Here is a 14,226-nt window from a genome sequence, read left to right as displayed (position 1 = left end):
GTTAAAACTCCTTTAGAAAGGAACAATTCCATGTATATGAAGAAAAAGAGACTCTTCCCGCTTGTGTTTTTTACGCTATGCATACAATTTTGTTATGCGGATCATATTGAAAGGCTGAAAGACGGTTTACTCATCAGGTTAGAAAGACCAACAGCAGGTGGCGCCAAACAAGTGAAACTGCAGGTGATATCAGACAGGATTATCCGTGTAACGGCCAGTGCAAATGACTCAATTTCAACAACTCCCAGTTTGATATCTGTGGTTTCCGGCACTCCGGACATAAAATGGACATCAGACGAGAAAGATAATAAGGTAACATTAAACACAAAAGAGCTGATGGCTACCGTGAACCTGGGAACAGGAGAAGTGGTATTCATGGACAAGGCAGGAAACGTCATCTTGCAGGAAAAGAAAGGGGGTGGTAAAACCTTTACTACGGAAAATATAGACGGTCATCCGCTATATCGCCTGCAACAGGTGTTTGAATCACCGGCAGGAGAAGCCTTTTACGGACTGGGACAACACCAGACCGGCCAGATGAACTATAAGGACCAGGATGTGAACCTTACACAATTCAATTCTGTGGCTGTAGTGCCCTTCCTGGTATCCAGTCATCATTACGGTATATTATGGGATAACTATTCTATTACCCGTTTTGGAGATGACCGCCCATATGAACAATTGGGTAAATTACTGTTGTATAATAAAGAAGGCAAACCGGATGGCCTCACCGCTACCTATGCCCTGAGACAAAAACCGGACAGCATCTTTTTACAGCGCAATGAAAACAAAATAGATTATGCCTTTATCCCTTCCCTTTCGGAGATCCCTGTGGGATATCCGATGGCAAAAGGGGTTATTACCTGGGAAGGAAGTATCTCTCCCCTGGCAGACGGGCTTCAAAAATTTTATATTACGGCTTCTGGTTACATCAAAATCTGGGTAGATGGAGAATTAATGCTGGACAAATGGAGGGAAGGGTGGAACCCTGGTCCTTCCGTGTTCCAGCATCAACTTTATAAGGGCCATAAACACGCTGTTAAGGTAGAATGGATACCAGAGTCCGACCAGGCCTTTATCTCCATAAAACAGCTCTCTCCTACGCCTGAAACACTGCATAATAAGATCGCCTTTACATCAGAGGCCGGAGAAAAGATCGATTACTACTTCATATATGGTAATAATACGGATGAAGTCATTGCGGGTTACCGTGAAGTGACCGGGGCAGCTACCATCGTTCCTAAATGGGCGCTGGGTTACTGGCAGAGCCGTGAACGTTACAAATCACAACGTGAAGTAATCAGTACTGTGCAGGAGTTCCGTAAAAAGAACATTCCTATTGATAATATCGTGATGGACTGGTCGTACTGGAAACAGGACGCCTGGGGCAGTCAGGAATTTGATCCTGCCCGTTTCCCCGATGCAAAAGGAATGATAGATTCCCTGCACCGCATTTATCATACTCATTTCATGATTTCTGCATGGCCTAAGTTCTACAAAGGCATCGACAACTATAAATTACTGGATAATAAAGGATGGTTGTACAAACAGAATATTAAGGACGAACAAAGAGACTGGATAGGACAAGGATATGTATCTACTTTCTACGATGCCTTTAATCCGGATGCTCGTAAGATGTTCTGGAGTATGCTGAGCAAAAGCCTGTACAGTAAAGGCGTAGACGCCTGGTGGCTGGATGCGACCGAACCGGACATTTATTCCAACTCTACTATCGAACACCGTAAAGAACTGATGAACCCTACTGCTTTAGGATCATCCACACAATATTTCAATCCCTATTCCTTAGAAAATGCCAAAGGTATTTATGAAGGACAGCGTGCCGAAAATCCTGATCAGCGTGTATTTATATTAACACGTTCCGCATTTGCCGGTATACAGCATTATGGCGCTGCTACCTGGAGCGGAGACATTGCTTCCCGCTTTGATGAGCTGGCCAGACAGATCCCTGCAGGATTGAACTTTAGCTTATCCGGTTTACCATACTGGACTACAGATATCGGAGGTTTTTATGTGGAGGACAAATACGATCAGCCTAATCCAAAAGGTGCCGATTTACAGGAATGGAGAGAGCTCAATACCCGCTGGTTCCAGTACGGGGCCTTCTGTCCATTGTTCCGTTCTCATGGACAGTACCCTTACAGGGAACCATTCAATATTGCTCCAGAGAACAGTCCCGAGTTTAAATCCATGCTGTATTACGATCAGCTCAGATATCGCTTAATGCCTTATATTTACTCCTTAGCGGGACAGACATACCATAATGGTTATACGCTTATGCGTGGACTCATTATGGATTTCGATAAGGATACTACCGTACAGCGTATCGGTGACCAGTTTATGTTTGGTCCTGCGTTGCTCGTAAACCCGGTATATGCTTATAAAGCCCGCACCCGTAAACTATACCTTCCCGCTAATACCGGCTGGTACAACCTCTACAGTGGAGAATACCAGGAAGGAGGCAAATACATTACTGCTGACGCTCCTTTAGACAGGATGCCTCTTTATGTGAAAGCAGGTAGTATCATACCTTTCGGCCCGGCGCTACAATATACTTCACAGCTGCCAGCCGATACCATTACCCTATACGTATATACCGGTAGCAACGGAGCATTTAATCTTTACGAAGATGAAGGGGTAAACTATAATTATGAAAAAGGACAATTCAGCAATATCTCCTTTACATATAATGAGAAAAGCAAAACGTTGACAATAGGCAAACGGGAAGGCAGCTTCCCCGGCATGTTGCAGCAGCGTAGCTTCCGTGTGGTAAAAGCAGGGAAAGAAAGCCCTGTGGCACTTAGTTTCAACAATAAAAACGGACAAATAATCAAATACAGTGGCAATGAACAAACACTTGTGATTAAATAACAGTAACACGTTACGATCAAAATTTCACGTATCAAACAACAAATTCCATCCCTTAACAAACATTCTAACATTATGAAAACTGCTTACAAAATCAGGGATTTTGTGACTGCCAACAGGGTACCGGCACTGCTGCTCACATTGCTGTTATCAGGCAACATGATATCTGCCCAGACTGCAAAACATGCACTCTCCGGTAAGATAACAGAAGCCGGCAAAAACACACCATTACCCGGCGCCAGCGTGCGTATAAAGGGTACAAACGCAGGTGCGATCACAGATGCTGCAGGCGCATTCAATCTTGAAGTAAACGATACCGATACACTGGAAGTAACACTGGTTGGTTTTATCAAACAGGTAATACCGGTAAGGAACAAGACATCTATCACGGTATCCATGTCCGGAGGGGCAACCGGTTTGAATGAATTAATCGTAGTAGGTTATGGTGCAGAAAAGAAGAAACTGGTAACAGGCGCTATCGACCACGTAAATACACAACAGCTGGAACAAAACCATACTTTACAGGTTGACCAGGCATTACAGGGACAAACTCCCGGTGTACAGATCACTGCTAATTCTGCCCAGCCAGGCGAATCAATGAAAGTGCGTATACGCGGTGCCGGTACTGTAGGTAATGCAGATCCACTGTACATTGTAGATGGTGTGCCTGTAAAAGATATCAGCTACCTGAATGCTACCGACATTGCCTCCATAGACGTACTGAAAGATGCTGCTTCTGCTGCTATCTACGGTTCCAGGGCTGCAAACGGTGTGGTACTGGTTACTACCAAAAGAGGCCGTCAGGGGGCTATGACCATTGCCTACGATGCTTATTACGGTGTACAAAACCCATCTCATAAAGTATCCCTGCTGGATGCGCATGACTATGGCGTGATCATGAATGAAATGGCGATCAACTCCGGCAGTACTCCTTACTTTACAGTTGATCAGTTAAGCAAACTGGGTAAGGGAACAGACTGGCAGGAAGCGATGTATAATAAAAAAGCACCTGTACAGAATCATACATTAAGTCTGTCTGGTGGTAATGATAAATCTATCTACTCTGCTTCTCTTGCTTATACCAAACAGGAAGGTGTGATAGGCTTTAAAGGACAATCGGTTTATGACCGCATATCCTTCCGTATGAACTCTGAACATAAGATGTATAAAGACATCATCGTGTTCGGAGAGAACATGACCTTTGCACAGTCTAACAAAAGAGGTGTGGCTGTTGGTAATATCTACAACAACACTTTCCACTCTGTATTCAGTGTAAGTCCGCTGTTCCCTGTATATAATGCAGACGGCACCTTTGGCAAATCTACTTTTAATGCAGACGAAGCCAACCCGGTAGCTGCCATGTATTATCAGAATCAGAATAAAGCAAAAACAGACCGCCTGGTAGGAGATGCTTACTTACAGGCTGAACCTATTAAAGGATTGAAACTGCGCAGTGATTTTGGTCTGGACCTTAGTTATTCTGACGTCCGGAGTTATCTGCCGGTATATAACCTTGCCCTGAACACATACAATACGCACTCTCAGGCCAATCAGGGTATATACCGCGGTGTTACCTGGAACTGGGATAATACCATCAGCTACCAGCGTTCCATTGGAAAACATAATTTCACTGCACTGGCAGGTATGAATGCCAGCAGAATAATTGGCAGTTATCTGCAGGGTTATAAACAGGACCTCACGAAAGAGGGCCTTGACAATGCTGTTATCAATAACGGAACAACAGACAGTACACAAAGGATCTTCGGTTCTGACAGTACCGCCTCACTGGTTTCTTATTTCGGACGTATCAGTTATAACTACGCAGAAAAATATCTGTTCACCGCTGTATTAAGGTCTGATGCCTCTTCCAGGTTTGGTCCTAATCACCGTACAGGTTATTTCCCTTCTTTCTCTCTTGGATGGGTACCAAGTAATGAATCTTTCATGCACGTTTCCTGGTTACCATACCTGAAGATCCGTGCAGGATGGGGCCAAAATGGTAACCTGCCACAGTATTACAGCCAGTATCTTTCTACTATCTCCACACAATTCCTGGGATATTATTTTGGAGCAGGAGACAATGCTGCTGTAGGCGCTGCACCGATAAGGATCTCTAATCCAGATCTTAAATGGGAAACATCTGAACAAGCCAACGTTGGTTTTGACGCACAGTTATTCAAAGATTTCAATTTAACAGTAGATATATACCGCAAAACAACAAAAGACTGGCTGGTAGGAGTAAATACGCCTGCAATCTCCGGTTCCAGTACTACTCTGATCAATGGTGGCGATGTACGCAACCAGGGTGTGGAAATATCATTGGGATATAATCATACTTTCCATGACCTTACTGTTGGTGTGAATGCCAATATGGGTGTGAACCGCAATGAAGTAACTGATATTCCTAATCCTGAGAAAATTATCAATGGTGCAAGTGGTATAACATATGCCAGCATGCCTGAATTCTACCGTGCGCAGCAAGGCTTCCCAATGGGATATTTCTACGGATATAAAACAGCAGGGATCTTCCAGAATAACAATGAGATTGCTGCTTATGTAGGAAAAGACGGTACTAAGATCCAGCCTAATGCACAACCCGGTGATGTGCGTTTCAAAGATGTAAACGGTGATGGTGTGATTGACAGTAAAGATGAAGGACAGATTGGTAACCCATATCCTAAATTCACTTACGGTTTAAGTGTGAACCTGGGTTATAAAGGATTTGATTTCTCTGTTGCTTTATATGGTAACTATGGCAACCAGATATGGGATGGTACACATGATTTCTCCCGCCCACTCAGTAACTATACTACAGAAATACTGGGTCGCTGGACAGGTGAAGGAACATCTAACCGTATTCCCCGTGTAACTGACGGTGCAGAACTAAACCAGAACTGGATCCGTTCTTCTGACCTCTACGTCCATGATGCATCGTTCTTACGCGTAAAGAGTCTGAACCTTGGATATGATTTCAAAAAAGTATTCCACAACTTACCATTACAACAGTTGAGATTATATGTGTCCGGCACCAACCTGTTCACTTTTACAAAGTATAAAGGAACAGATCCTGAAGTAGGCTATGGTCCTTCCGGCTGGGCTTCCGGTATAGACCTGGGTACTTATCCGCAACCTAAAACAGTGCTGGTAGGCGTGAACGTTAGACTTTAAAACTGTAAATCATTCCACATGAAAAAGATCATCATTTCAGCTATAGCTATCACCTTCCTTGCTGCCTGCAGCAAGAGTTTCCTGGATACATCTCCGGTAGATCAACAGACGGAAGCATCCTTTTATAAAACACCTGCACAGGCTTTACAGGCACTGGTAGCTGTATACAATCAACTGGAAATAGGCGATTACGATAATATACAACTGGTATCCGAACTGGCCAGCGACGATTGCTTTGGCGGAGGTGGTACTTCCGACCTGGTATGGAAACAATGGGACCGCTTCCAGGAAGCGGCCAATATGAACATTGGTATCTGGCAGAAATATTATACTGGTATCTACAGGGCTAACGTACTGCTGTCTAAATTAGATGGAGTGAGCTGGGGCGCTGATACTACCCTTAAAACACAGTATGCTGCTGAAGCACATTTCCTCAGAGCTTACTTCTATTTTGACCTGGTACGTATGTTTGGAAATATTCCACTGGCCACCTCTCCCCTCACGCCTTCTGAATACAATACACCACAGGCAGCTCCTGCGGATGTATATAAGCTGATCGCGCAGGACCTGCAGTTTGCAGCTGCCAAGCTGCCTGCTACGGCTTACGGTGGTATTTCCAGCGCTGATTATGGCAGAGTGAACAAATGGGCTGCGGAGTCTTTAATAGGCCGTGTATACCTTTATTATACCGGATATTACAACCAGGCAGACCTGGCAGGTGTAATCACTAAAACGGACGCTATCACTTATCTTGATAATGTAATTAACGCAGGTGGTTATGGACTGGTAGATTCTTTCCCCCGTCTGTGGCAGTCATCTCTTTCCCGATTTGTTGGAGAGGATAATAAAGAAACCGTATGGTCCATCAAATTCACTTATAAAGGCTTAGGCAGCTGGGACCAGCACAATGGTAACCGTATGCAGGTAGATATCGCCATCCGTGGTCAGATCTTATTGCCGTACTACCAGGGTTGGGGTGCAGGTACTGTAAGCAGCAAATTATATGATGCTTATGATGGTGCAGATACCCGCAAATCCGGTGGTATTATTTCTATTGCAGATGAAAATCTTTCAAAGTATGTGTTAAGTGATCAGGCGCAATACACAGGATACTTCTGGAAAAAATATACGCCGATGGATGAAGGTAATGCAGTGGATAAAGGCGGTAATTTCCAGATAGATAATTACTACGATAATGTGGTGATCCGTTATGCAGATGTACTGCTGATGGCTGCAGAGCTGAACCTGGATGCAAACCTCAGCAAGGCACAGGATTATTACAACCGCGTTCGCGACCGTGCATTCCTGAGTACTTCTTACCGTAAGACATTAACATCTGATGCTGCCGGTAAAAGCCTCATTATGGAAGAGCGCAGACTGGAACTGGCACTGGAAGGGCAACGTTACTGGGACCTGTTGCGTCAGGGCATGGACGTAGCCAAAGCAGCGATAGACAACAGCAATGGAGACGCTCAGTTTGATGTGAGCTTCCCTGTTATTAAACAGGGTCTTTTCAAGATTCCTGAACAGGAAATCAGCTTATCTAATGGCGCTTATAAACAAAATCCAGGTTGGACTAATTAATAATTCCACTAAAAACTGCGATATGAAAAATTATATCATCATCTTATTGCTGCTTGTGCTGGCATCATGCACAAAGGAAGATCAGGAAACACTTTCTGCTCCTACTCTCTCACAGGCAGATCTTAAATATACCGTAACACAGCAACAGGGTTATGATAATGTTGTGATGCTGAACAGCCTTACGAAAGGCAGCTATATCCCTTTCTGGCAATATAGCGGTGGTTTTTCCAAAAAACCCAGCGATACGATCAACCTGCCTTTTGCGGGTGATTATATCATCAAATACTCTGTCTACACCAGTGGTGGTCCGCTGAATGATTCTACAAAAATCACGGTATCTGAAAATGATCCCCTGTATTTCCATAATCCATCCTGGAACCTGTTAACAAATGCACAGGAAGGTAAAACATGGGTATGGGCTGTAGACAGACCTACCGGCATCTGCTACGGTAATGGTTCGGGTGGTGCTACTGCTCCTGAGTGGTGGCAGAACGGCATCGCTTATTTAACGGATCAGGGTGTTGCTGATGATGAAATGACGTTTGACCTGAAAGGTTCCAAGAATTATACCTTTACACATGCAGGTGTTACCACTACGGCTTCCTTTGACCTGGATACACTTAGCCAGTCTGTGAAGATTACAGGTGCTGATATCAGCTTAGGGAATAAAGTAACTTATGTGATCGTGAAACTGACAGCAGATGAGCTGACCCTTGCGCAGCAGGGTGATGGCTGGAGAAACATATGGATGTTCAAACGTAAAGGTTTTACATACTAGTGGTTTGATAGGGATGAATAATAATAGAAGGGCTGTTCTCTGGGAGAAACAGCCTTTCTTGTTTATCCTTCCATCCATTTTAAGAATTCAGATGCTTTTGCTTTGCTGATAACAATACTTTCCGGGGCATCCGGCTGCACCTTTACCACCAGTTTACGGGCAAAGGAATGTTCTATATTCATAATAGCATTCCGGGAGATAATAAACTGCCTGTTGGCCCGGTAAAACTCATGAGGGTCCAGGCTCGATTCCAGTTCATCCAGCGTACTATTCACGTAGTACTTCCTCCCGGCCACCGTAAAGACCCCTATCAGTCCGTTTGCAGCATAAACAAAGACTACCTCAGCCGTCCTTACAGGAATGATCTTATCCTGAAAATGAGCCAGTAAAGTGGTCTTAAACGGGGCTTTAATTTGTGTGAAGAGATTTTGCAACTGCTGACCGCTGAAAATGCTCTTCATCATATCGAACTTCTCCAGGCTTTGGGCCAGCTTATCCTTCTCTACAGGCTTTAAAAGGTAATCTATACCATTAGTTTCAAAAGCCCGGATAGCATATTCATCAAAGGCGGTACAAAAGATAACAGGCGCCTTTACAGACACTCTGTTAAAAAACTCAAAGCTCAACCCATCTGCCAGCTGTATATCTGAAATAATCAAACCAGGATGCGGGTTTACCTCAAACCATTCTTCTGCTGCTTCCACTGATTGCAGGATATCTGTTACCTGCATATCATCCCGCAGCTGTTCCAATAGCTTTTTAAGCTCCTTTGCAGCTTTTACTTCATCTTCTATGATCAGTACGTTTATCATGGCAGCAATGGCAGTTTTACTGTAAAATTCCCATCTTCCTCCTTAATGTCTATTGTCTTTTGAGCCAGTAACCGGTAACGGTCGCTTATATTAATCAGTCCCTTACCTGTACTTTCTTCGGAAGAGAATTTACGTTGCAGGTTATTGCTGACAACAATATACCCTTCATTATTTGAGATTGTTATATTTAATGGTTTAGACAAAGATGCTATATTATGTTTTACCGCATTCTCTATCAGTATCTGTAATGATAAAGGAGGAACATGCAGTTCCCGGATATTATCATCTATATTTATGCGCATACTAAATCCATCTTCAAATCTTTCTTTCAGGATAAAACTATAGGCATTGATAAATGCCAGTTCTTCCCTTACCGTTGCCAGATTATTATCATTATAGTTTAACAGGTAGCGGTATACAAGAGACAATTGCACCACATACTCCTTTACATGTTCTTCATTTGCCGCTGACTTTAGTGTATTCAATGAATTGAATAAAAAATGAGGGCTGATCTGCTGTTTCAGCGAATTCAATCTTGCCTGTAGATTTTCCTGTTTCAGATGCTCCATGCCAATAGTAGCCTGCTGTGTTTCCAGCAACATGTTCAGGTAATAAGCACATAGATAGGCAAACCCTCCTACTACCACTCCTCTGAACAGCAACATCAGTATCCTGCGCTGTTCTGATAATGTTGTAGAATATAACAGATTTGACCCACTATCCTGATACTGGAAAAACTGTGCTAAACATACAGACACTATCATAGAAAAGGAAATGGCAATCGCTGCTTTTAACCATTGTTGTTTTATTCCGGCATACTTAAGGAAAAACTGGCTGTAGATCCAGCTGCTAAGAGCAAACAGGAAACTGGAAAAGGCGATTTGCAGTAATACTATGAAGTCTTCAGTTTCATCATAGCGGATCACGCGGGGAATAAATACCAGCAGGGAAACGAACAGCGAAATAAATATCCCAGCCTTCAACTGGTATCTTTTCACAAATTTCATAGATACAAACTTAGCATATTTCAACACAATAGTAAAGATATAAACTGTTCAGATAAACAACTGGCCTGTTGAAACAGGCCAGTTTGCTTTGCTATTTATCGAACCTACATATTATTTAAGGAAGTGCATAACCAATACTCAACTGTAACTGCAATCCATGCTGATCGGCCCTGTACACCGGTGTCGGTTTGCCACCCAGCGTCTTTGAAAAAAGCGTCCAGTTACTGGAAGAGACCTTATCATATAGCTCAAACCGTTGCTGAACGGCCATGTTGATGCCAACATTTATATTCCAGTTAGCATAAAAGTTATAACGGTAATATATCGCGCCTGCCCATTGTGCGATCCTCATATAACGGGAAGCTTCTGAAGAGGCTGATAAGCGGTAACTGATCACATCTGCATTTACGTCTATGCCAGTTTTCGATTTCCTGCTGATAGTATATTCCAGGCGTTGACGTACAGGTATCAATCCGTAAAATTGCAGTTTATCTGAAAAGCGATAGTTCAATTCAATGATAGGCGTAATCTGTTTACTAAAGAATTGTTTTGAATAAGCCAGTCCGAATCCGGATCTGAATTTATCTGAATGTTTACTGGTATAACGGACTCCGAACGTTCTCCTTAGATCCTCTTCACTTATATCTTTCATATCACTGAAGATCCCGCCCTGTATAAACAGGATAATATTATGTTTATCATTCAATTTATGCAACCATGCCAGGTTAACTGAAACAGCATATAAAGGGGAAAATGTTTCCAGATATGTACTTTTGTAAGCAACTGCTCCTGCCAGCACATTTACACTGTCTTTGTATAAAGGAAACGCCAGGTAAACATCCACATAATGCGTTTTCCCAATCGTATCCGTCTTTGCAGGAACAAATTTCCAGGATGCATGAAACACTTCTTTATCCTGAGAAAAAGCAGTAACCGGCAACACTATCAGCAACAATATTAATTTCCTCATTTCATTAGCATTTTATACAAAACAGGCTCTACAAAACGCGTCAGCAAAAGAGAGCTTAGCAAACCACCAATGAGTACAAGTGCCAGTGGGGAAAAGAATTCCGAACGCTCTATTACTAATGGTACCAGGGCAAATACAGCTGTGAGCGTTGTCAGAAAGATAGGTGTGAACCGCTCTTCACGGGCCAGTTCAATCGCTTTGTCTATATCATGACCATGTGCCCGCATCTGGTTGGTAAAATCTACAATGATAATCGTGTTCTTTACTTCCAGTCCAACCAGTGTAACAATGCCGATAAATGCCGTGAAGGAAAAAGTATATCCGCCTATCCACAATGCGACTATAGACCCAAATATACCCAGAGGAATGGCAGAAGCCACGATCAGCGTTCCTCTCACCCCATGAAACGCCAGGATCAGTACCGCTGTAATAGCAAATATGGCAATGAGTAAAGCGCTGGTCAATCCACTGAAAGATTCCTTCTTTTTCTCCGTCTCCCCTCCTGCTGTAAAGCTATAAGAGGCTGGAAATTTTATCTTTTTCACTTCCTTCATTATTGCATTGGCAACGTTGCTGGTCAGGAAACCAGAGGCCGTACTGCTGGTAACAGTAACACTCCTTACTCTGTCATAATGCTGGATAGTAGGAGCGCTCACCTGGAACTGATAAGAAGCGATCTGAGAAAAAGGTATCAGCTTACCCGTTATGGCAGCGACGTATACCTTATCAAATACATCAAATGTTTTACGACTATCCTCATTCAGCGTCAGTACAATTTTAAAGTTGTAATCTTTGCCGGAATTATCGGAGAACTCCCCTACCGGTAAACCGGCAAATGCCATACGGAGTGTCTTGGAGATCTCTGATATAGGTATCCCTAATGCCAGCGCTTTCTCATGATTCACTACAACCTTCAGCTCAGATTTAGACTCTTTCAATGGGTTATCTATATAGATAGTCCCAGGCGTCCGCTGCATAATATTTTCTACTTTTGCCGACAACATTTTCAGGGTATCCAGGTTATCTCCTGTCATACGTACTTCAACAGGGTTCTGTACGGGAGGGCCTTGCACAAATTCCTTTACCTGTATTTTAGTGCCTGCATATTGTGCAAACACATTTCTCAGAGAGTCCAGCAGTAAATTCATTTCGTCTTTCTCATAATGGCCGATATCACATATCAACTGGGCTGTGTTGGCCTTTTGTCCCAGCTGTGGCAGGTTATAATAGATCATAGGATTTCCCTTTCCTATGTTCGTTGCTACCGATTTTATCTGCGGATGTTTAAATACTTCTCTTTCAATAAGACTGCATATACTATCTACTGAGGCGATATTCTTCTCTAAAGGCATTGTAACATTGATCATGAACTGAGGCTTTTCTGCTACCGGAAAAAAGGTAGAACCAATCACTTTGATCAATATAACGCCTGTCAACACCAGCGCTCCTGCAATGGATAACGTCGTTTTAGGATATTTCAAACATTTATGAAGTACTTTAAGAAAGGGTCCTTCATTCAGTTTCATCACCCAGCGATAAAAGATATTATCTCCTATTTTATCCTTCAGCAACCAGCTGGAGATCATGGGCGTTAATGTTAATGACACGAACAATGAACCCAACATGGTAAATATAACCGCCAGTGGAAGTGTACGGATAAAGTCTCCGGTAGCCCCATCCAGGGTTACCAGTGGAAGAAACGATAACACGATACATACTGTTACAGCTGCTATTGCTCCCAGTAACTGGTTAGTTCCATTTACAGCAGCATCTATCTTGTTTTCTCCTTTGCGCAGTTTTGCTACGATGTTCTCCACTACAATAATACTATCATCTACCAGCAGTCCCAGTGCAATAACAAGTCCTACAATAGAGAACTGGTTCAGGGAATAACCTGTCAGATACAACAATGTGATCCCAATAAAAATAGAAGTAGGAATCGCAAACATAACTACATAAGAGGCCCTTAATCCCAGTGGCAACAGTGTAACCAGTACCAGTAGTACAGCAATAATAAAATCGCGGTAAAGACCATACAGCCGGTGCGACACACTGATACTCTGGTCGAACATTTTGACCAGTGTAATGCCGTTATTCAGTTTATAATAAGGTTGGAGCTTCTCTTCTACCTTTTCGGTTACAGTGAAAATGTTGGTATTCTCCTGTTGATTAGCTGCTATAAAAATAGTTTTGCGCCCATTGTATCTTGCATAGTAAGCCTTCTGTTCATAACCACTTTGAATGTCTGCAATATTTTTAAGATAGATGATGTTACCATTTGCTGATTTGATAATCGTATTTTTAATGGCTTCAACGGTTTCATAATCGCCAGTAGTTTTTACATTATACCTGTTGCTGGTTACATCTATAAATCCGCCGGGAACATTCACTGACTCACTCTTTACAGCGTTTGAGATATCTGTTAATGTAATGCCCATGGTTGCCATTTTTGACAGGTCTATATTTACCGTGATCTGTTGTTGTGGTAATGCATGTATCACTACTTCCTTTACTCCCTTTACCTGTTCTATTTCCTGTTTGATATTGTCTGCCATTGTTTCCAGATCACGATAAGGCTTATCATCACTTACCAGTGCATATTGTAATACATTCACATTACTGGTGGATCCCTGAATAACATCCAGACTGGCTATTCCGTCTGGCAGGTCCGGACGGACCTTATCAACTTCCCGCTGTACTTCATCATACTTTTTATCTTCATCCGCTGTTTGCAGGAATTTGACTTGTATAAAAGCCATCCCATCGTTGATATTTGTTTTGACAGATTCAATTTCCGTCAATGTACCAATAGCAGATTCCAGTGGTTTAACGATGAGTTGTTCCATATCGGCCGGACTGGCACCCGGATAAATACATACTACCTGGTAGGTAGGTACAGGGAACAAAGGATCTTCACTCTTGGGCATTGTACGGAACGAGTGAATACCCCAGACTAAAATCATCAGGAATATACATACCGTAAACTGCCAGTGTTTTATAAAGAATTTAGGAATATTCATA

8 protein-coding genes are annotated in these 14,226 nt (G+C 42.7%); 4 read left to right on the top strand and 4 right to left on the bottom strand.

The window, feature by feature from the left end; genetic code table 11:
- The first annotated feature begins 36 nt into the window (after positions 1 to 36).
- From BMW86_RS23160 to BMW86_RS23145, 4 genes are all read left to right on the top strand, one after another.
- The gene (locus BMW86_RS23160; RefSeq protein WP_089785768.1) at positions 37 to 2,889 is read left to right on the top strand and encodes a glycoside hydrolase family 31 protein; all 2,853 of its coding nucleotides are present in this window, start codon (positions 37 to 39) and stop codon (positions 2,887 to 2,889) included.
- A gap of 72 nt (positions 2,890 to 2,961) precedes the next feature.
- Positions 2,962 to 6,054 (top strand): SusC/RagA family TonB-linked outer membrane protein, encoded by a 3,093-nt coding sequence (locus BMW86_RS23155; RefSeq protein WP_089784369.1) that lies wholly within the window; start codon positions 2,962 to 2,964, stop codon positions 6,052 to 6,054.
- Between the two features lie 18 nt (positions 6,055 to 6,072).
- Positions 6,073 to 7,638 carry a RagB/SusD family nutrient uptake outer membrane protein gene (locus tag BMW86_RS23150; protein WP_089784367.1) on the top strand — a complete coding sequence of 522 codons (1,566 nt, stop codon included), beginning with the start codon at positions 6,073 to 6,075 and terminating at the stop codon, positions 7,636 to 7,638.
- Between the two features lie 22 nt (positions 7,639 to 7,660).
- Positions 7,661 to 8,416 carry a hypothetical protein gene (locus tag BMW86_RS23145; protein ID WP_143056666.1) on the top strand — a complete coding sequence of 252 codons (756 nt, stop codon included), beginning with the start codon at positions 7,661 to 7,663 and terminating at the stop codon, positions 8,414 to 8,416.
- A gap of 62 nt (positions 8,417 to 8,478) precedes the next feature.
- On the opposite strand, the gene BMW86_RS23140 is transcribed toward BMW86_RS23145, so the two are convergent.
- The 4 genes from BMW86_RS23140 to BMW86_RS23125 all read right to left on the bottom strand — a co-directional run bounded on the left by BMW86_RS23140 (position 8,479) and on the right by BMW86_RS23125 (position 14,225).
- A complete protein-coding gene (locus BMW86_RS23140; protein WP_218149205.1) occupies positions 8,479 to 9,228 on the bottom strand; it encodes a LytR/AlgR family response regulator transcription factor in 750 nt (249 codons plus the stop codon).
- Positions 9,225 to 10,235 carry a sensor histidine kinase gene (locus tag BMW86_RS23135; RefSeq protein WP_143056665.1) on the bottom strand — a complete coding sequence of 337 codons (1,011 nt, stop codon included), beginning with the start codon at positions 10,233 to 10,235 and terminating at the stop codon, positions 9,225 to 9,227. Before BMW86_RS23135 ends, BMW86_RS23140 begins: the two co-directional genes overlap by 4 nt.
- Before the next feature lie 115 nt (positions 10,236 to 10,350).
- A complete protein-coding gene (locus BMW86_RS23130; RefSeq protein WP_089784361.1) occupies positions 10,351 to 11,205 on the bottom strand; it encodes a DUF6268 family outer membrane beta-barrel protein in 855 nt (284 codons plus the stop codon).
- Positions 11,202 to 14,225 (bottom strand): efflux RND transporter permease subunit, encoded by a 3,024-nt coding sequence (locus BMW86_RS23125; RefSeq protein ID WP_089784359.1) that lies wholly within the window; start codon positions 14,223 to 14,225, stop codon positions 11,202 to 11,204. Before BMW86_RS23125 ends, BMW86_RS23130 begins: the two co-directional genes overlap by 4 nt.
- Between the last annotated feature and the right edge of the window lies 1 nt (position 14,226).

This window comes from Chitinophaga sp. YR573 (genome assembly GCF_900110995.1).
Taxonomy (GTDB): domain Bacteria; phylum Bacteroidota; class Bacteroidia; order Chitinophagales; family Chitinophagaceae; genus Chitinophaga.
This window is presented reverse-complemented; position numbering and strand designations above follow the sequence as displayed.

Coding starts and splice junctions, on each gene's coding strand:
- BMW86_RS23160 (WP_089785768.1), top strand. CDS start 37: ATGAAGAAAAAGAGACTCTTCCCGCTTGTGTTTTTTACGCTATGCATA.
- BMW86_RS23155 (WP_089784369.1), top strand. CDS start 2,962: ATGAAAACTGCTTACAAAATCAGGGATTTTGTGACTGCCAACAGGGTA.
- BMW86_RS23150 (WP_089784367.1), top strand. CDS start 6,073: ATGAAAAAGATCATCATTTCAGCTATAGCTATCACCTTCCTTGCTGCC.
- BMW86_RS23145 (WP_143056666.1), top strand. CDS start 7,661: ATGAAAAATTATATCATCATCTTATTGCTGCTTGTGCTGGCATCATGC.
- BMW86_RS23140 (WP_218149205.1), bottom strand. CDS start 9,228: ATGATAAACGTACTGATCATAGAAGATGAAGTAAAAGCTGCAAAGGAG.
- BMW86_RS23135 (WP_143056665.1), bottom strand. CDS start 10,235: ATGAAATTTGTGAAAAGATACCAGTTGAAGGCTGGGATATTTATTTCG.
- BMW86_RS23130 (WP_089784361.1), bottom strand. CDS start 11,205: ATGAGGAAATTAATATTGTTGCTGATAGTGTTGCCGGTTACTGCTTTT.
- BMW86_RS23125 (WP_089784359.1), bottom strand. CDS start 14,225: ATGAATATTCCTAAATTCTTTATAAAACACTGGCAGTTTACGGTATGT.